Below are 22,157 nucleotides of genomic sequence, written 5' to 3' on the forward strand. Positions count from 1 at the left end.
ATGAGCATGAAGAAACTGGCGCGCAAACTCTGGACCGGCCGTTCCTCCCGCGAGGTGCAGCAATCCTTGTTCCGCAGGCGGCCCCTCTTCGAGGCGCTGGAGCGCCGTTATCTCATGTCGGCCGAGCTGCTGGTTCCGCCGCCGCCGCCCGCCAGCGACCAGGCCCCCATCGTGACGCCGGCCAATCCCGGTGCTGCGGCTGCCGGCGCCCAGGGCAAGAAGCCCACCGCGCCGGGCACCCACCCGTATCTGGTGGAACGCGCCGCCTTCAAGGCCGCTACCCAGCACAGCGAAATGCTGACGCTGGACCAATACGCCAAGGCCAACGCCACGCGCCAGGGCCACGCCAAGGCGTGGTTGCCCGGGCAGGAAGCCAGCCAGGCCAAACCGTCCGCAGCGGCCGCGAACATTCCCGGCTACACCACGCAGTCCGAGCAGACGCCGGTGCGCCAGATCATCTTCGTGGACCCGGCCGTCGACAACGCCGAGCAGATCGTGCAAGGCCTGTACGGCCTGATCAGCGGCAAGACCGAAGGCCTGGATGGCCTGGTCAAGCCCACGGGCGAGGGGCCGCAAGTGCAGGTGCTGCGTAGCCATGACACCGAGATCATCGTGCTGGACGGACGCTATGACGGCGTGGACCAGATCACGCAGATCCTGGCCCAGCACAAAGACCTGGCGGCGGTGCAGATCATGAGCCACGGCAGCGTGGGCTCGCTGACACTGGGCACGGCCACGCTGGGCGAGGGCCAGCTGGACACGTACAAGGAGCAGTTGCGTGCCTGGGGCGATGCCTTGTCGGAAGACGGCGACATCCTGCTGTACGGTTGCAATGTGGCGGCCGGTCGCGCGGGCGTGGCCTTCGTCGACAGCCTGTCGGCCATCACGCGCGCCGATGTCGCGGCGGCGACCCACACGGTGGGCAGCGCCGCGCTGGGCGGCGACTGGGTGCTGGACTACCGCAATGGCGTGATCGACACCAACACGGTGACGGTCGCCAGCTGGAACGGGGTGATGGCCAGCGCCACGGGCCTGCAGAGCGGCGGTTCCACGCTGCAGGGGGTGGCGGTCAATGACCACCTGATCGGCTATGGCAGCGACAACACGTTCGTGTTCGACAACAATTCGACCTCGGCCGTCACGACGATCGAAGTGCGCCAGGGCATGAAGCTTGAGAACGGCGTCTGGGTGCGCAACGAAGACGACGACAACAGCAACAACACGCTGGATTTCTCGGGCATCAAGGGCAACGTCACCGCCATCATCAGCAACAACGACGCCTACCAGATCACCTATTCGACGGTGGATGCGGGCAACAACTGGACCCAGCACGTCGTCAACGTGGTGTTCAAGTCCGCCGATGGCACGCAAAGCCTGAAGATCGGGGACAAGACCTTCAACCTGATCGGCACCGCGCTGGATGGCAAGACCATCCTGGATTACAGCGGCTATGCCACCGGCGTCACGGTCGACCTTTCCGGCCCCACGGAAGACGCCAATGGCGAAGACGTTCCGCCGCCGCCGCCGACCGGATTCGGCTATGTGCGAGCGATCAGCGGCGTCAAGGGTTCCACGCAGGGCGGCAACAAGATCACCGTGGTGGGCGACACCACCGTCACGATCAACAACGCGCAAGACATCATTACGGGTAGCGGCGGCGGCAACACCTACATCGTCGCAGGCGGCACCATCGGTTTTACCCTGACCCAGCAGGCTGGCCAAAGCGGCAACACCCTGGACCTTTCCCAATTTGGCGCCGACATCACGGCCCGTGTGCAGACGGGGGGCGGCGTCAGCGTATTCCTGGGCGCCGGGTTGGCGGCCGACGGCAGCATCAATAGCCTGGCGACCGCGCTGGTCAGCAATCTTGACGTCCAGATGTTCTTCGGCGTGGCCGGCAAAACTACGCTGGATTACTCGGCCTATGAAGACAACGTCACGGTTAACCTGAACTTCCAGGACGGCAACACCGGGCTTTACGACGCCAGCGGCCTGGCCGGCGTGCTGAACATCAGCAACGTCATTGGCGCGGGCGGCGATTATGGCAACGACATCGTCGGCAGCCTGGGCGACAACATCATCACCGTGGCCAACAGCCGCGGGCAGAACCGCATCAGCGGCGGCGGTGGCAACGATCTGGTGATCGGCAACCTGGCCACGGGCGGCGCAACGGAATACATCGCGGGCGTGGACAGCAATGCCACGCTCAGCGGCGACAAGACCTCGGCCACGTTGACGAACACGCCTGTTGGCGCGGGCACCGCTACGACGGTGACCCTGCGCGGCGTGAACGCCGTGACCTTGCAGGACTATCGCACCATCGATGCCGCTGCGGCGGCAGGCACGACCAATCACGCGGGTACCGTCGTTACGCTGGACGGCACGAACTATCGCGGTGACCTGACGCTGATCGGCAGCGCAGGCGCCAACGTCCTCAAGGGCGGGCTGGGCAACAACACATTTACCGGTTACCAAGGGGCGAACGACCTGTGGGCGCAGGCCGGGTCGCTGAGCAATACGGTCAGCGAAAATGGGGAATGGAATTTCACGCTGACCAACGCCCAGTTGACCGGGGTGTATGCCACCGACGGCACACCGCTTGCGACGGGCGTGGCGAATCCGACCCTGGTGAACACCCTGCATGGGACCTTCAGCGATGCGCGCCTGAACGGCGGCCTGGGTTCCACGTTGATCGACGCATCCGCCTTTTCCGGCAACACGGTGCTGGTCAGCGGCCTGATGATGGGCGGCGTCATCAAGTCGGGCTCCGGCGCTAACACCAAGCACCAGATCATGCTGCTGGGCGGGCGCTATGCCATCACCGGCGGCACGGGCGCCCACGCCACCACCGAACTGGTGGTGGCCGCCGACGGCCTGACGGGCATCGACGGCGCGGGCTATGAAGCGCAGATTGCCGCGACCGGCGGCGTGGGCTATGTGTCGTTCGAGCAGAACGGCGGCACTAACTGGATCAAGCGCGCGGCGGGCGAAACGCAGGCCACCGCGTCTACCTACGCCAACATCACCAGCGCGCGCGTCATCAGCGGCGAATACGGCAACTGGATCGACACGTCGCGCTTTGCGGGCGCGGCCGAGCTGGATGGCTCGGCGGGCCTGGCCAACACCTTCATCATCAGCAACGCCTACGCCACGCAGGTGATCGGGTCGGCCGGCATCAACACCATCGAGCTGTCCACGGGCGGCAAGAACGTGGCGCTGAACAATACCCAGCTCACGATCGGCATGGGCGGCGCCGCCATCAACAGCGCCTTCACGAACGTGAATGACTTCCGCTTCGTGGTGCAGGGCGGCAGCGCCAACACGGTGGACACCTCCGCGTTCACGGGCGTGACGACGCAGACTTATCTGTCGGACCTGACCTCGGGCTACACGCCGGCCGAAGGCCCGGCGCTGGCCTTCCTGTTTCCCAACCATGCCAACGCCCGGGTCGATGTCGGCCTGGAAGGCGTGCGCACGGTGCAAGACCTGCTGGACGCCATCGGCGCCGGCATCATGGTGAACGCGGCCGGTGAGCCGTTGCGCGTGGCCGTCAGCGGCCCGAACGCAGGCAAGCTGATTCCGGCCTCCGACACCACCACCGAGTGGGACTACCTGTACGCGCTCACGGCCAGCCTGGACGCGCAGGGCCGCTTGCAGATCGCCTACAGCCAGGACGCCATCGCGGCGGGCTTCTCGGGCGTGTTCACGTTGGCGCCCGGCATGCAGGCGGCGCTGAACGCGGACGGCACGGTGTCGAACTCCACCGTCAGCCTGTCGGACGCGGCCTACAAGCTGGGCCTGATCGTGGCGGGCCAGGTGCAAACCAGCTCGACCGGCGCGGGCGTGCTGACGGGCGCGGCGCTGGCCATCGGCCATCAGACGCAGTTTGTGCTGGCGGGCACGAATTCCACCATCCGTTCGGGCGGTGGCGACAACACCTTTGTCGTCAATTACGGCCAGTCGGCGAACAATACCGGAGCCGGCAACAACATCGTCACGCTGGCGACGGCCACTGGCAATCACCTGGTGGTCAATACCAGCGTCGGCGCCGTGTTGACGGGTCCCAACGTGCATTACGTCAATGCCGGGACGAGCACGAATGTCGTCAACTACGGCGGCAACGCGTTCACCGACGCCACCGTCATCGCCACCAACACCACCGGCGCGACCACGCTGGACGCCTCTGCCTGGAGCGCACCGGTCACGCTGGCCACCAGCGGCGGCTATGACACGCTGAAGGGCAACACGAACAACGTGTCCTTCGTGGTGACGCAGCCAGCCGACACCGCGAACGGCACCGTCACGGTGTCGCTGGCGTCGAACGCGGGGTCGGGCAACAGCCTGCAAGTGATGGCGCTGGGCGCGGGCACGGCCTTGTCGACCCTGATCTCGGCGACCGGCACCATCCTCGGCGTGACGCTGGGCGCCAACACCGACAAGCTCGACTACGTGCTGGACATCGGCAATGGCACGGTGGACACGGCGCTTGCCGTGACCGGCCGCAACGTCATCATCCGCGGCCAATCGTTCTCGGTAAACACGGACATCACGCTGGACGCTGCCCATACCTTGCGGTTGGAAGGCGAGAAGATCACGGTCGGCGCCACGACGGGCGCGAATATCGTGCTGGCGGCGGGCGCCGTCGAACTGGCGGCGCAACGCTACCGCCCGTGGCGCAGCGGCTTTGCCCAGATCTACACGCTGGAAACCAGCATCACGATCAACAACGCCACTTTGTGGGCGCAGAATGCGTCGGGCGCGGGCGTCAGCCTGACGACCAAGATCGACAGCAAGGACTACGATCTGGACCCGCTGATCAAGAACGCCGCGAACCAGAGCGGTGTGCTGGGCACGCTGGCGGGCGGGGTGAATTCCGCGTTTGATGCGCTGATGAAGTTCCTGGACGGCGCCAGCGCCATGGCGTCGTGGGCGGGCATCACCTACAAGTCGTCCATCAATGTGGGCGCGCAGGCGCGGCTGGTGTCCAACAGCGACGTCACCATCACGTCGACCTCGTCGGCCACGGTGGCGCTGAGCCCCTTGGTGTCCAAGGTGGCCAGCATCGGCGTGGGCGTGTTGCAGAATTACTCGCACATCGACGTGCAAGGCAGGGTGATCGCCTCCAAGGCCATCACCATCAAGTCCGAGGTCACGAACGATATCTCCGTGACCCTGCTGCCGGGCCAGCTGGGCGCAGTGCCCGCCGTGATCGGCGTGGGCGTGGCGGTGGTGCTGAGCGAATCCACGGTGCACATCGGCACCGGCGCGCGTCTGGAAACGGGCCTGCAACACACGGCCGACCCGACAACGGGCACGGTCAGCAATGTGGGCGGCGACGTCACCATCCAGGCCATCACCAATCACAAGAGCACGATTTCGATCACCGCCAAGGGCGCGATGGCCGAAAGCGACGACACCAAACCGGTGACGGGCGCGGATGGCAAGATCGATCCGTCCAAGGAAGCCGGCAAGTACAAGGCCAGCGTGGCCAAGGTCGGCGTGGCGGTGGGCTTTGCCTACAACCAGCTCAAAACCGAAGCCTTCATGGACGGCATGGTGGTGACGCGCAACGCGGGCAAGGTCACGGTCGAGGCCAAGGCGCTGGACAAGGGCAGCGCGATTTCGGTCAAGACGATTCTGGGCGGGCGCGCCGCGACCGGCAGCGATTATCTGTCGTCGGCGCAAACGGAGGCCAAGAGCGCGGCCATTTCCAAGACGGTGACGCCGGTGGTGGGCGGCGCCTTGAGCGGCCTGGGCACCGGCGCGCAGTACGTGAAGAGCTTCTTCAGCGGGCTGGTGTCGGATAGCCGGGGTGGCAAGTTCGGCGACAAGGTCAAGGAAATCAAGCAGGAGAAGGATTTCGAGGACCGCGCCAAGTACGACGAGGACATCCAGAAGGAAATCGACAACCCGTCCACCGAGTTCCAGGTGGGCGCGGCGCTGGGCATGTCGATGAGCAACATCACGACCACGGCGCGCATCGGAAACGGCGTGAACGGCGCCACGGTCAACACGGCGGGCGGTGACGTCACGGTGAATGCCGTCACGCAATACAACACCAAGCTGACGGTGATGAGCGGGGTGGACGATCAGGCCATCGCCGACAAGCAGGCGTTTCTGAAAAAGAAAAACGACCTGACGACCAACCAGCCGGAACGCGCGACGGGGCCGGACGGGTCGGACTTTGGCGCGGCGGCCGCGGTGGTCATCGGCATTGAAGACGTCAAGACGCAGGCCAGCCTTTCCAAGAACGCCAGCATCAGCACCACGGGCGGCGACGTGGCCGTAACGGCCAGCACGCTGAACCAGATCGACCCGAACAAGCTGTGGTTGGTGAATCTGTATGCGCCCTTCGATGGCATCCAGGGCAAGTGGAACGCGGCCGATGGCACCTCGGCCAAGATGACGGTGGCGAGCGACGCCGCCAAGAGCTTCCTCAATAATCTGCAGGCCACGCTGACCAGCACGGGCGGCATCTCGTCCAGCTTCAGCACCTGGGCCAGCGCCACGGCCAAGAGCAAGAAGCTGGCCCTGTCGGGGGCCTTCACCGTATTGGTGCAAGACACCAAGACGCAGGCCAATGTGGCGGGCGCGATCGATACCCGCATTGCTGGCGCCGCCGCCGGCGACGTCACCGTTGACGCCAAAAATTCCTCGCAGCGCTTGAATCTGGTCGGCAACATCATCCTGCCGTCGGTGTCGATCGGCGGCGAGAAGTCGCTGAAGAAGGCCGACGCCAAGGCCGACGGCCAAAGCCGCCTGAGCTATGGCAAGGATTTGACGAAGGGTTTCCTGACCCCGAAGTACCAGGGCTTCGATTACGGCAGCAGCTCGAAGGAAGGCTCGGCCATTGGCGTGTCGGTGTATGTGAACGCGGCCAAGCACGACACGCGCGCGGTCGTCAGCGACACGGCGGTGATCAACGCCGGCAAGCTCACGGTCAATGCCGACAATGAACTGATCTCGGTCACGCTGGGCGCCTCGGGCGGCCAGGCCAAGACGCTGGCGCTCAATGGCGTGGTGCTGGTGAATTCCACCAGCGCGACGACGCTGGCCCAAGTGGGCCGCGCCGCAACGGTGAACGCCAGCGGCGCGGCGGCCATCCAGGCCACCGACGCTACCTGGGTCGGCACGATTGCCGGCGCCGCCGCCAGTTCGCAGGCGGCGGGCGTGGGCATGAGCGTGTCCATCAACGACGTCAACCGCTGGACGCAGGCGCTGATCGGCGACACCTTGCGCGTGTCCGATGGCGCGCCCTCGGCCTCGGCGGCCGGCACGTTCTCGGCGGCCTCGCTATCGGTGCGGGCGGAAAACAAGGGCTTTGTCGGCAACTTCGCCGTGGCCGGTTCGCGCGTGTCCAGCCCGGTGGCGGGCGCGGGCGGCGGCACTGGCGCGGGGGCGGGCGGCTCGGGCGGCGCAGGCGGCACCGGCACCGATACGTCGGCCATCAAGCTGCCGGGCAGCCAGGGCAATGCAACTCCCGGCACCAGCACCCCGACCTTGCCCAGCACGGATGTCAGCAGCGTGCTGGACTCGGTCAGCGGCCAGGTGGGCCAGCTGACGCAGGACGCGGGCGCGCCGGCATCCGGCGCAGGCGGCTCGGCCGCCAGCAGCCAGCCGTCGAAGGCAGGCGTGGCGATTTCGGGCGCGGTGGCTGTCAACATGGTCAGCGACTTTGCCCAGGCCTATGTCAACGCGGCGGGCATGGTCATCAAGATTGGCGGTGACGCGTCGATTACCGCGTTGAACAACACCCACGCGCTGGCGCTGTCGGGTTCGGCGGCGTTGGCGCAGTCGGACACGGCAAAGTCCAACGTGGGCGTGGCCGGCGCCTACAGCATGAACATGCTGGGCGGCGAAGCCCGCGCCGAGGTGATGGCGGTGGGCGAACTGGCCGTTACCGCCAACCTGGCGCTGGCGGCTCGCCGGACCGGCGTCGCGGTGACGATTGCCGCCGGCATGGCCGGGGCCAAGGGGCAGAAGGGCGTGGCGGTGGCGGGTTCCGCCGCCGTGGGCGTGGCGGACTACGCCAACATCGCGGTGCTGAGCAACGCGGCTAAGGTGTCGGCGCGCGACATCACCATCCAGGCGCGCGACCTGAGCGTGCTGGCCACCGTGGCGGGCGCGGCCGCCAGCTCGGACGGCAAGGCAGGCGTGGGCGCGGCGATTGCCGTCAACGTCAGCACCAGCAACGTCGAGGCGGGTATCCGCCAGGTGACCGACCTGCTGTACACGGGCCGCGTGGACGTGTCGGCGGAATCCACCCAGGTGGTCGTGGGCTTTGCCGGCGCGTTCGGCATGGCGCGCGATGGCGCGGGCGTGGGCGGCTCGGTGGCCGTCAACGTGGTGTCCAACCGCATTGAAAGCTATCTGATCAACAGCAAGGTCACGCACAGCGGCGCGGCCACCGGCAACCACGACGTGAACGTCAGTGCGTCGGACAAGACCACGCTGGTCGCCATTACCGGCGCGGCCGGCGCGGGCAAGAAGGCGGGCGTGGGCATCGCCGTCAGCTACAACGAAATCGGCAACGCGGTCATGGCCGGCATCCAGGGTTCGACCGTGGATACCAAGGGCCACGGCGCGGTGAACATCAGCGCTGAAGACACCTCGTCACTGGGCGGTGGCGCGGTCGGCGTGGGCGTGGGCATGGGCATGGGCCAGGCCAAGTTCGCGGCCGCGGGCTCGGTGCAGGTCAACCGGGTCAGCTCGGCCGTGGCGGCCTATGTGCTGCCCAGCTACGCCGGCAATGGCGCGGTGGCGGCGCGCAGCACCATCAACGCCACGGCGCTGACGGTGAAGGCGACCGAGAACAATACGCTCGTCGCCGTGACCGGCGGCGTGGCGGTGGCCGCCGGCGGCTCGGTGGCCGTGGGCGCGTCTGTCAGTATCAACGAGATGAGCTCGCGCACCAGCGCGCTGATCGACAACGCCGACGTGGACGTCAGCGGCCAGGTGGACGTGTCGGCACATTCGTCGCCGTTGCTGGTGTCGGTGGGCGCGGCAGGCGCCTTGTCGAAGAATTTCGCGTTGGCCGGCGCGGTCAACGTCAACATGATGCGCGGCGCAACCGAAGCGCGCATCAGCAACAGCACTATCAAGGCAGGCAGCCTCGCGGGCTTCTCGGGCGATGCCGTGCGGGTGAACGCGTCGGACGCATCCGCGCTGTACGCCATCACCGTGGCCGGTTCCATCGCCACGCAGGGCGCGGCGGTGGGCCTGGCCGTGGCGGTCAACATCATGGGCGGAAACACCGCCTTTGACCGTAACCTGCTCAGCTTCAACAACGGGACGCTGGCCGATTCCGGCGCGGCGGTCACGACGGCGGGCGTGGCCGACAATGCCGGCACGACGGCCAATCCGAAGGTGACGGCGGCCATCCAGCGCAGCGATGTGCACGCGGCGGCCGGCAACGTCAACGTGTTCGCTGGCCTGGTGGACCCGATGGCGGCGGGCGGCAATGCGCAGCTGAACGGTGGCGACCAGCTGTCGGTGGGCGGCAGCGACATCAAGGTGGACCAGGGCGGCAGCACGCTGACCTTCACCGGCAACGCGGCGGCCGTCATCAACGGTACGGCCGACAACAGCGGCAACGGCGGCATGCCGGGGCAGGGCGGTACGACGGGCGGCGAGTTCTCGGGCTGGCAGACGGGCGACGGCGTTTACGTGAGCGCGGGCGCGTCCAACATCAAGCTGGCCGATGGCTCCAGCCTGCGCAACGACCGCGTGTACTACGTGATCCGCCGCGAGGCCGCCAATGGCGAGGCCGTGATCCAGCTGGCCGACACGCAGGAAGACGCGCTGCGCGGCAAGGCGCTGCAATTCAGCAGCGTGAGCAACCTTGCCGCCGTGGGCTTTGCCCATGTGCGTATGCAGAATTCCACCAGCGTCAATCTTCAGCCATTCCACGGTGTGGACGCGGGCGTGACGCTGAACCCGGCCAACAACACGCTGACCTTGAGCACGCCGTTTGCCGGCGTGCAGGAAGGCTCGGCCATCGTGTACAGCGGTTCGGTGGGCAGCAATGGCCAGATCGACGACGTGCTGGCCAACCGCATTCTTGCGCAGGGCAAGGATGTGCTGAAGGTGGGCGTGACGTATTACGTGGTCAACCTCAGTGCCGACCAGACCTCGTTCCAGCTGCGTGACGGCCAGGGCAACCTGGTGGATTTCAGCGGCGCATCGGTCAGCGCGGCCCCGCAACGCTTCAGCGTCAACAACCCCGCGGGCGCGGTGCTGAACGCCGATGGCAGCCTGACGCTGCCCAAGGCGCATGGCCTGGCGACCGGCGACAAGGTGGTCGTCAGCGTGGCCGCCAACGGCGTGCTGACGGGCCTGACGGACGATCACGTATACGTGGTTGAGGTCGTGGACAGCACCACGCTGCGCTTCAAAGACGTGAACGGCGCCGCCGTCACGCTGGCGGCGCTGGGTTATGTGGCGGAATTCAATGCCGGCACCAAGCGCTATGACTACTTCCTGACGGATGCGGCGGGCAACAAGCTGCTGGACGCGCAGAACCAGCCGATGACCGTCAACCCGGACGCGATGATCGCGTTCACGCAGGTCGAGCTGCAACGCCAGACCTCGCAGACGACGACCACCACCGGCAGCGACGGCACCGAAAACACCAGCATCACGCAGGGCACGCCGACGGACGCCACGCTGTCAGCCAGCAGCGGCAAGTCGCAGGTGGCGGGCGAGAACAGCTTTACCTTTGCCACCGACGCGGGTCTGGCCACGGGCGACACCGTGATCTACCGCAGCCAGGGCACGGAGATTGCGGGTCTGGTCGATGGTCAGCGTTACTACGTCATCAACGCGTCGCAAGGCGGCGCGTTCCGCTATCAATTGGCGACGTCGCTGGACAATGCACGCGATGGCATCGCCATGCAGTTGGGCGCCGTGACGGGCACGGGTGGCATCAGCTTGCAGAAGGCCGTGGACCGCATCACCTCGGGTGGTCTGATTGCGCTGGACATCGGTTCGCTGACGCAAGGCCATGGCTTGACCAACAGCATGCTGAGCATCACGGTGGCCGGCGCCGGGGGCAAGTCCCTGGGCGGCGCGGGCGCCATCGGCGTGAACCTGTCGCGGGCGGATGTGTCCGCAATCATCGACAACACGGGCGCGGCGGCGGGCACCAAGGTGCTGGCCGAGGCCGGCGCGGTGTCCGTGTCGGCGCAGGACGCCAGCCGTATCGTCACGGCCACGGGCGCGCTGGGCATTTCTCTGACGCAAGGTGCGTCGGCGGCGATCGGCGCCTCGGTCAGCGTGGCGGACATGCGCAATGACGTGCGCGCGGCGATCGCGTCGGCAACCGTCGAAGCCGAATCCGTGCAGGTGCGCGCCGACGAGCGCGCCAGCATTTATAACGTGTCGATCGGCCTGGCCGGCGGCGCGGGCGTGGCGGTCAGTGGTTCGGTCGCAGTCAATACCATCCAGAACACCGTGCATGCGCAGATCCGCGATGCGTCTGTGACGGCGACGGCGGGCGATATCCGAATCGCCGCGCGAGACATGGCCAGCATTGCGGCGCTGGCGGGCAATGTGTCCGTCTCTGTAGGCGGCCGCGTGGCGGCCGGCATGGCTTTTGCCGTCAACCAGATTTTCGACACGGTGTACGCGGGCGCGGTGCGCTCGTCCTTGTCGGCGGCGGGCGATATCGTGGTGCTGTCCACGTTTGCCAAGCCTGATGATTTGTCGCCGGGCCTGAACGCGCAGATTTCCGCGATGGCGGTCAGCGGCGCGGTGGCGGCCGGGGGCTCCGGCGCCAACGTGGGCTTTGGCGGGTCGGCGGTGCTGAACTGGATCGCCAACACCATTACCGCCGAGATCGGCGACACGGTCAGCGGCCAGGACGTGGTGGCGGACGGCGACATCGTCGTGCAGGCTTCCGACGAATCCACCATCAACAGCCTGGCCGGCGCGGTGGCGCTGGGCCTGGGCTCGCAAGGCGCGAGCGTGGCGGTGGGCGCCAGCCTGTCCTACAACTACCTGGGTGGCGCGCCCGCGGGCAATGCGCGCGAGCACTCGGTGTCGGCCTTGATCCGCGACACGCAGGGCGCCGTGCGCGGCGCGCATGTGCAGGTGGCCTCGCTGTTCACCGGCCAGATTCACAACGTGACCGTGGCGGGCAGCGTGGCCGTGGGCACGGCGGCGGTGTCGGTGGGCGGGGCCGTGTCGGTCAACCGCGTCAACAGCAAGAACGAAGCCGGCATCCGCAACGCGCGTCTGGTCGAGGCCCTGTCCTCGGGCGGCGCGCCGGGCGTGGCCGTGCAGGCGCGCGACGACGGCTATGTGCTGGCCGTGGCGGGCGGTTTGGGCGTGGCGGTGTCGCCGGGCAGCGGCGCGGGCATCGCGGCCGGCGTGTCGGCCACCGACAACACGGTCAGGAACAACACCCTGGCGTACATCGACGGCAGCTCGGTCAGCGACGCGAATGCGCGCACGCAGATCGGCTCGGCCAACGGCATCGCGGTGGACGCGATCAACGAGTCGCGCATCGTGTCCACGTCGATTGGCGTGGCGGCGGCGGTGGCGGTGGGGCAGGGCTTTGCGGGCGCCGGTGCAGGCGCGGGCAGCGGCAACACCATTGGCGGTTCGGTTCAGGCCACGCTGCGCAATGTGGACCCCAAGAACAACGGAACGATCGACGGCGACGTGCGCGTCAACGCCGAGAACACCGGCAGCATCGTCACCGTGGCCGGCGCGCTGGCCGTGGCGGTGTCGGCAGGCGGCATGGGCGCGGGCGCGTCCGTGGGCGTGTCGGTGGCCATCAGCGACATCACCACCGTCGTCAAGGCGTTGGTGGACAGCGCCGTGATCCGCACGCGCGCCGGCAGCCAGGGCGTGACGGTGTCGGCCAGCGACACGGCGGCCATCACCGCCGTCGCCGTGGGCGGCGCGGTCAGCGTGCAGGCGGGCAGCGCGGGCGTGGCCATTGCGGTGGGCACGAGCGTGGCGGTCAACAAGGTGTTCAACACGGTGCACGCCCAGATCCAGGGCGGCCGCATTGAAACGGGCGGCGCGGCGCTGACGGTCAGCGCCACGCAGCAGGCCGACATCACGTCGGTAGTGCTGGGCGCGTCCGTCGCGGTGTCGGTGGGCGATAGCGCCAATGCCGCCATCGGCGGCGGCGGGGCGCTGGCGCGCAACGTCATTTCCGCCAGCGTGCAGGCGGTGGTGTCGGATGCGGTCATCGACACCTCGGGCGCGGGCAACACGTTCGGCGCGCTGGACGTGCTGGCGCTCGGCCTGTCGCAGATCAACGCGGTGGTGCTGGGCATGTCGGCCTCGGTGTCGGTCAGCCACTACGCGGCGGCGTCGGCCTCCGTGGGCGTGGCCATGGCCGAGAACGTCATCGGCTACGACGTCAATAGCGCCGGGCAGGTGGTGGCGCTGGGCGCGGGCCGTCCGGTCAATGAAATCGTGGCCGGCATCGACGGCAGCACGGTGACGGCGGGCGCGGTGCGCGTCAACGCCAGCAATGCGACGTTCAAGGCCGACGGCAGCGTCGACCAGCAGCAAAGCATCGACGCCGTCGTGGTGGCGGGCGCGGTCGCGGTGTCGGTGGCCTATGCGCCGCCCATCGTGGACGGCGCCAGCCTGGCGGTGTCGGGGGCCGGCGCGGGCGCGCGGGCCGTCAACAAGATCAAGACGGGCATCACCGCCCGCATCACGGACCAAAACCAGGCGCATGCGTGGAACGCGGCCACCGTGTCGGTGGTGGCGATGGACGCGGCCCGCATCGACAGCACGATTGCCGCGGTGGCGATTTCGGTGGCGGTGTCGCTGGCCGCCACCGCGTCCCTGTCGGTCGCGGCGTCGCTGGCGCAGAACGATGTGGGCAATGCGGCGCTGGCCAAGGTCGATGGCGTGAACTTCGTCAACGCCCCGGCCATCACCGTCAAGGCGGACAGCCAGGCCAGCATCCATACCGTGTCGGTGGCGGCATCGGTCGCCGTGGGCGTGGGCCTGGGCGGCATATCGCTGGCGGGCGGCGGCGCCAATGCGCGCAATGTGATCAGTTCGTCCGCCACGGCGTTGATGAACGGCTCGCGCATCAGCGGCAACGGCGCCAATACCTTGACCGTGGACGCCGACATGAGCGGCACGATCAAGTCCACCGTCGTGGTCGCCAGCGTGGCCTTCACGGCGGCGGGCGGCTCGCTTGCCATCGGCGCCTCGGTGGCCGAGAACGACATCACGCAGGAGGCGGGCGCACGCGCCACGCTGTCCAACACCCAGGTGTCGAACCTGGGCGCCATCAACGTCACGGCCGACACGATCCAGACGCTGGAAACCGTGGTGGTGGCGGGCGCGGTGGGCATTGCCTACAACGGCGTCGCGCTGGCGGCGGCGGGATCCAACGCATCGAACAGCACGCGCGCCGTGACGCGCGCGCAGGTTGACGGCCTGACGCAGATTGACGCCAACGTGCGCGGCGCGGACAGCCTGACCGTCAAGGCCACGAACACCGCCACGCTGAAGGCCACGGCCGCAGGCGCGGCCTTGTCCGGCACGTCGCAGGGCCTGGCCTTGTCGGTGGGCGTAGCGCTGGCCAGCAATAAGGCGTTGGGCGCGGTGGATGCGTCGGTGTCCAACACCACGTTGAACGTGGGCACGGGCGCGCAGATGACGCGCGTGTCCGTGGCTGCCGAAGACACGACCATCTTGAACGCCAAGGCCATCGGCGCCTCGCTGGCGTTTGCGATGTCGGGCGGGTCCTTGGCGGTGGGCGCATCGGTGGCGAAGAACGTCGCCGCGACCAGCGTGCAGGCGTCGGTGAACGCGTCGACGCTGAACGTGTCGGATGCGGTGTCGGTGTCGGCCAAGGAAACCGCCACGCTGGACGGCGTGTCGGTAGCCGCGTCGGTCGCGGCCGGCTTCTCGGGCGTGTCCGTGTCCGGTTCGGGCGCGGAAGGCACGCACATTGTGGCCAACGACGTGGGAAGCCGCATCACGGGTTCGACGCTGACGGCGGGCACGGGGGTGTCCGTCAAGGCGGACAACACGTCCACGATCTCGGCGGTGACGGGCGCGGTGTCCGTCAGCGCGACGGGCGCGGGCCTGGCGGCCAGCATCGGCGTGTCGATCGCCAACAATACCTTCGGCACTTATGCCGGCGATGGCATCAGCCGCACGAACCGCGCGCTGGCCTCGATTGAAAACAGCACCATCAACGTCGCCAAGGGCAATGTGGATGTGCTGGCGACCTCGGCGGAAACGCTCACCAGCGTCAACTTCGCGGGCAGCGTGGCGGTGGCGGGTGCGGGCGGTTCGGCCGCGGGCTCCGGTGTGCAGGTGACGAACCGCTTTGGCACCACCACGTCCGCCACCATCCAGGGCTCGGACGTGACGGCGGGCATCATGGGCGGCGCGGGTTCGGTGACGGTGCGGGCGCAAGACACCAGCACCATCCTCAAATCGGGCGCGTACGGCGTGGCCGTGGCGGCCTCGCTGCCGGTGCCGGGCAACTTCGGCCTGAACCTGGCCCTGGCCGTGACGCTGGTGGACAGCGTGGCCGAGAACCAGGTCAGCGCCACCATCAACACCGCCAGCGGCAAGAACGTGGGCGCTTATGACGCCGTGTCGGTGCTGGCGCTGGAGACGACGAGCTTCAAGGGCCTGGACGCGGTGACGGCTTCGGTCGCGGTGGGCGGCGGCATCGCGGCCTCGGGCGCCGGGGTGCGGGTCACGAACAACACGCGCAACAACGTCAGCGCCCGCGTCACGGGCGGCGGGCAGGTGGGCGCATTCGGCAAGGTGGACATCAAGGCCGACACCAAGATCACGGCGGAGATCGACCTGACGCAAGTCAGCGTGGCGGTCGGCATGGTGGGCGCGGCAATCGGCGTGGGCATTGCCGAGAACATCTCGCGCGACACGACGACGGCCTCGGTGGACGGCGCTACCGTCTCCGCCCCGGTGGTGGACCTGAGCGCGCTCGTGGCCGTGGACTTCAGCCAGACCCAGACGGCCGGCGTGGCCGCGTCGACGGGGCTGGCCGTCAACGTCAACCGCGCGCTGGTGGACATCGGCGCGACGACGCTGGCCGAAGCCAGGAATGGCGCGGTGCTGACCGGTGTGTCGGTGACGACGCCCGGGCTGGGCGTGACCCCCGGCATGGTCAACATCAATGCGCAAGGCACCTATTACGGCCGCGCCTATTCCAAGGCGATCACGGGCGGGATCGTCGGCGTGGGCATGATGAGCGCCGAAACGCGCCTGGGCGGCTCGCTCAAGGCGTCGGTAGACAACGCGACGGTGCAGGGCGCCATCGTGGGCATCACGGTGGGTGCCACCACCGAACGCAACGGCGAAGCCGGCCTGCTGGCCGAGGCGCGTTCGCTGGAAGTGGGCGGCGTGACGGTGTCGATCGACACCGCGTCGCTGACGACCAACCTGGACGCCCGCGTGCAGATCGGCAACAACGCCCGCGTGGACGGCACGATGCTCAGCATCTCGGCCAGCCAGGTGCAGTCGGTGGACGTCAAGATGGACGCCGGCACGATCGCGCTGGTGGCGGGCCGCCAGGGCAAGATCGACGTGGAAGTGGGCGGCAAGTCCGCCATCGACATCAGCGGCGGCGCGCAGGTCACCGGCAACAAGCTGGACATCCGCAGCAACAACACCGTGCGCGGCACGTCCACGCTGTCGGGCTATTCCGTCCGGGTGGCGGGCGCCGACGTCAGCAAGCACACGGTGTCGATCAAGCCGGAATCCACCATCACCATCACCGGCTCGCGCCAGGCGACCGACACCATCACGTCCGCCGGCATGACGGTCGTGCAGGCGCGCGGCGACTTCGGCACGCCGGGCATGCTGGACCTGGTGACGACGAACGACATCATCTATACCCAGAAGAACAAGATCACCGGCGTGGCCGGGGTCTCGGTCACGCTGTCGACCAACCACCTGAGCACCGACGGCAGCCTGTCGCAGGTGAAGGTGGATGGCGCTTTCCTGCGCAACGCCTTTGGCGACGTGGTGATGGCCGCCAACACGCGCGGCGTCACGACGACCATCAGCGACCTGCTGGTGGTGTCCGTGTCCAGCTTCAGCAAGTCGGACAGCAACAACGACCTGACGGTGCGCAACAGCATCCTGATCGACAATTCCTCGATCGAGGCCGACAGCATCCTGGCGCTGGCGGGCAACGGGAAGGCGTCCGACCCCTTGTCGACCGGCTATCTGCTGGCAAACGACAACGTGTCGTTCACGCTGGTGGGCATCGCCCAGATTCCGGATGTGGACAGCGGCGCGAAGGCGCGCCAGATCAATGCGGTGCTGATCGACGGCGTGTCGTCCAGCGGTTCGCTGCTGAAGGCGCAGCGCAACGTGCGCCTGGAGACCAACCCATCGACCTTGGACCAGGCCAAGGTGAACGGCACGGTGCAGGTCATCGGCCTGAACCTGAACCCCACCGCCAAGCTGGCGGACGGGGTGGTGGATACCACCTCCAGCAAGGTCGCCACGGGTGCGGCCACGCAGATCATCGCGGGCGTGAACAACGCGGCGAACCTGTTCGTGATCCCGGCCGAACTGCTGAAGGAACTGGGCTTGACCAGCCTGGGCGTGCAGGCGGCCGGCGGCGCGGTGAAGTTCGATTCGAACTCGGCCATCGTCAAGGCCATTCTGGAGAAGCTGCTGGGTGCGGGCAAGACCAGCCTGGACGGCGCGGCCGGCACGGTCAATATCGACGTGAACTATGAGCTGAAAGCGTTTACCGCCAGCGACATCAAGGTCAACGTCACGACCGGCATGATCATCACGGACGGCAATGGCAACTACTACCGTTACAACAGCCTGGACAGCCGCGACCTGAATCTGGCCGATGAGAACTACGGCAACAGCTACTGGCTGCGTCTGAATAACCCGACCCAAGCCCAGAAGGACGAAGCGCTGGGCAAGGACTTCGGCGCCACGGCGGCTGCCCAGGTGGGCAGCCTGTACTTTGTGCTGAAGACTCTGGACGTGGGGATGCCCACGCTGCGTTACGCCAGCCAGCAGAACATCATCAGCGAGCAGATCCGCACGTTGACGAAGATGCAGAACGAGCACGCGTCCGACCCGCAGGCGGTGGCGCGCTACCAGGCCAACATCGCCGCCTTGCAGCGCCAGTTGCAAAGCATCCAGATGGCGACGGTGGTGGACGGGCAAGTCCGCTACCTGGATTCGTTCTCCACGTTCTATATCGAAATTGCCGATATGTACGCGTCAGGCGGATCGGTCTACGTCAGCGCCACGGACACCAGCGGCGTGAACCGGGCGGGCATCGACGCGCGCGCCAACACACAGATCAACATCGTCAACGATTCGCCGATGCTGATGAACGTGTATGACGCCGTGGTGCTGGACGGCACCATCATCCGGCCGGGTTCCGATGGCCAGTTGAAGGTGTTCAAGACCGGCCATCTGTACATCAACGACGTGTCGGTCAAGGGCGCGTCGGGCTCCGACACGGCCGAAGTCAATATCAGCCAGGTCAAGAACGCCTGGGCCGCGGACCCGTTCGGCGGCATGCTGGACGAGATCAGGGCGGATGGCAGCCGAGACAAATCGCTGGCCAACCTGATTGCGAACGCGCCGGTGGACCTGGGCCTCTTGGGCGCGGTGGTCAACCCGCTGGGCAAGGTCTCGGTCATCAACACGCTGGGCAGTATCAACGTGTCGGGCACGATCCAGGCGGTCAGCCTGGATATCGTGGCCAAGGGCAATTTCAGCCTGCAAAGCGAAGGCTGGTTCAACACCGGCGCCGACCCCACGCTGCTTAACGACAGCTGGGCCAGCGTCGTCAACGCCTTGAAGAGCAACAGCACTAGCACCGGCATCAGCGACACGATGCAGAACGTGCTGCTGAAGTGGGGCTACCTGAAGCTGGACTCGTTCGCCCAGTACATGAACAGCAACACGGCGGCACGCGATTCGCGCATCTTCGCGCTGGGCGCGGTGAGCATTTCGGCGCTGACGCTGAACATCGACGGCAAGATCCAAAGCGGCCTGACCGACGCCTACATCAAGATCGACAGCTCGTTCCGCGGCGACCAGGACAAGTCCCTGCAGGACGGCAACGGCTATGCGGTCAGCGGCGTGTCGTTCAGCGCGGATGGCTCCTTGAACCGCTACGGCGCCATCACGGGCCGCTTCGACTACGCCACGCAGACCATCATCCTGGACCCGATCCGGCTGGCCGGCGGCAGCATTTCGCTGACCGGGCAGATCGTGTCGGTGGGCAATGGCAACCTGATCGTGGCGAACGGCTACGCCTCGGTGCATATCGACAACCAGACCACCTACGGCCTGGTGACGGGCGACATCGACGTCAGCACCTACCGTCGCGGCCGCATCGAAATCATCGACACCGCTCGTGGCCAGAAGGACCTGTACGAGCTGCAAGGCACGAACAACGTCGTGCACACGGTGTGGAACAAGTTCGTGCAAGTGCAGCCGGCGCCGGGGGAAGTGAATCCCTTGACCTGGATCTGGGTGTACGACAACGGCAACGGCCAGCAGAACACGGCCGGTTCCAGCAGCGCGGCGGGCACGCTGCAGGACGGCCAGACGCTGACCTTGAACTACAAGCCCCAGGCCGGCCAGATGATGGTGTGGGTCATGGGCTGGAGTTCGGGCGAAACCACCACCACCGTCTACACGACCAAGCAGTTCAACCTGTTCGGCGACTTTGATCCGCTGGGCTGGCTGACCGACAAGAACACCAGCAAGTCCGGCCCGGTAACGGTCTTCGAGACGCCGCGCCCCGTGCTGGTGTCCACCGTCGTCGCCTATGACGGCGTGAATTCCGTGCCGGATGCGCTGAAGGCGCAACTGAGCGCCAGCGGCAAGCTGAACGACGCGCTGTTGCCGACCACGATCGAAGGCAGCGGGACGCAGAAGCTGGTGGAGGATGCCAACGGCACCATTGTCGGCCCCGACGGCAAGCACTACCGCCTGGAAACCACGGGCGGCACGGCGCTGGACACGTCTGTGTTCAGCGTGGCCTACCGCAAGTTCAACACCGGCGTCATCGTGCGCAATGATGGCCCGCACACGAGCGGCGGCGGCTGGCTGCGCACCAAGACCACCACGCTGACGCAGGTGGTCGAGAAGAAGCAGCAGGAACTCTTCACCTTCTACATGCCGGCCTCGCAAGAGATCACGCTGAGCTTCATGGGCTCCAGCAACGCCGACAACGCCATCTACCTCCGCAGCAACGGCGACATCACGCTGGCGGGCAACCTGATCGTGGGCAACGGAAAAACGGTGCACATCGAGGCCGTGTCGGCGTCCAAGCCCACATCGATCACGATGCAGGGCGAAGTCGGCATCATGGCGCGAGATGTGAACGGGCAGATGCCCACGGGCGCAAACGCCCAGGTGAATGTGGACGCCATCGCGCTGGGCGGGGCCATCAAGCTGAACCTGATGGGCTCCAACGGCTATACCCGCGCCGAGGCGCGCAACGACATCCGCTTGAACTACTTCTCGGATGGCGGCGCGAGTTCGTGGGCGACCTTGAAGAAGGTCAACTCGTCCGCCGGCACGGTGTACATCGAGGCGCTGAACGGCATCTTCAGCCATGCGTCCAGCGGCACGGACACTGTGGTGTCGGGTAACCGCATTGAACTGAACGCGGGCTACGGCGCCATCGGCACCGCGTCCAAGGCGCTGACGATCAACGCGCGCCAGGGCTTTGCCGCGCAGGCGGGCCTGGCGGGCGGCCCCGCGGGCGTCGACAAGAGCATTTACCTGTCGCAAAACGTGCTGAACGCCGACCTGACGCTGGTCAAGCCGGTGAACTGGACGAATCCGCAGGCCTCCGTCTACGCGGAGCTGGGCAGCGTCAATATCACGCTGAATGGCGGTTCGCTGCTGGATGGCGAGCTGGCCGACACGCGCACGGCGACCGAGAAGGCGTATCCCACGGTCACGGCCAAGATCCTGGCCGACCTGAACGCGCAACTGGCCCAGTACGATAGTTACTGGTCGGGCGTGCGGTCCTTGCAGACGGCCACCATCACGCTGGGCGGCGTGGGCACGTACCTGAGCACGCAGGCCGAAGGCGGCCAATACCTGGCGCTGAACCTGACGGCGGACCAGTACAACGCCGCGCTGAAGGCGGCGGTGGACGGCCAGCATCTGGTGCGCCTGGCCTATAACAACAGCTTGAACGGCAATGTGCGCACCGAGATCCTGGGCTATCTGGGGCTGGTGGCGGGCAGTGGCGTGAACAACGTCTATCAATTCACCTTCACGGTGTACGACCCGGCGAATCCGGGCGTGACCCCCGGCCCGGTGTCGCTGGCGGCCTTGGGTTACACGGCCGGCAGCCAGGGCGTGCTGTACGGCCCGTCGTACGCGCTGGCCGGCGCCACGGACCAGGCCAACGCCAATCTGCCGATCTCGTTCACGCTGCCTTCCGGCGCGTTGACCGTGCAGCAGGGCTCAAGCACGCTGCGCCTGCAACTGAGCAACGCCCAGTTGAACGCGCTGGCCAGCCAGTCAGGGCAGACGCAGGGCGACCTGTACCAGCGCGCGCTGGCGGGTTTGCGTACCTATACCTATGTGCTGGTGGATGGGCAGCAACTGGCGGTTGACCAGATTTTGCCCACTGGCGCTCAATGGTGGGGTTCGAACAGCTTCGACAGCATCCTGATCACGCTGAAGTCGCCCTATGTGGGCGACCTGAGCAACGTGGACAGCTCCGGCCACCATAATCTGAACATCGTGTTGGGCAATGCGTCCGGCACGATGGGCGCGGGCGACACCAGCGGCACCACGAACGCCACCCGGCCGACGGTGCCGGCAACGAACACGCCGGCGCCCGTGCTGGGCGCCAATGACCGGGACATGTCGGCCGACATCATTGCGGCCATCACGCAGTACAACCTGGACCATCCGCAAGCCCAGATCGCCACGGGCACTGGCTCGCTGTACGCCAACTTGACGGCGACGACGCCGGGCAGCACCTGGTCGGTCATCGAGCGCACCGTCACCGGCAACACCCTGCAACTGGCGGGCAATTCGCTGGGTTGGCAGATGCCGGGCTCGGGCACGGTGCAGCAATACAACGACTGGATGAACAGTGCGGTCAACGGGCTGATCGGCAGCACAATCACGTTCACGATCGACGGGGTGGAGTACACCCGGCGCAT

General features: G+C 67.0%; 1 protein-coding gene (running past one end of the window). It reads left to right on the top strand.

Going from position 1 to position 22,157, the window contains the following annotated elements; all coding sequences use genetic code 11:
* A protein-coding gene (locus CEY09_RS00105) for a DUF4347 domain-containing protein (RefSeq protein ID WP_088587083.1) crosses the window boundary here: on the top strand, positions 1 to 22,157 show its 5' portion. The gene runs 10,465 nt beyond the window's last position; only the first 22,157 of its 32,622 coding nucleotides appear in the window; it begins with the start codon at positions 1 to 3; its stop codon lies off the right edge, out of view.

The organism is Achromobacter marplatensis (assembly GCF_002209535.1).
GTDB classification, from domain to species: domain Bacteria; phylum Pseudomonadota; class Gammaproteobacteria; order Burkholderiales; family Burkholderiaceae_B; genus Achromobacter; species Achromobacter marplatensis.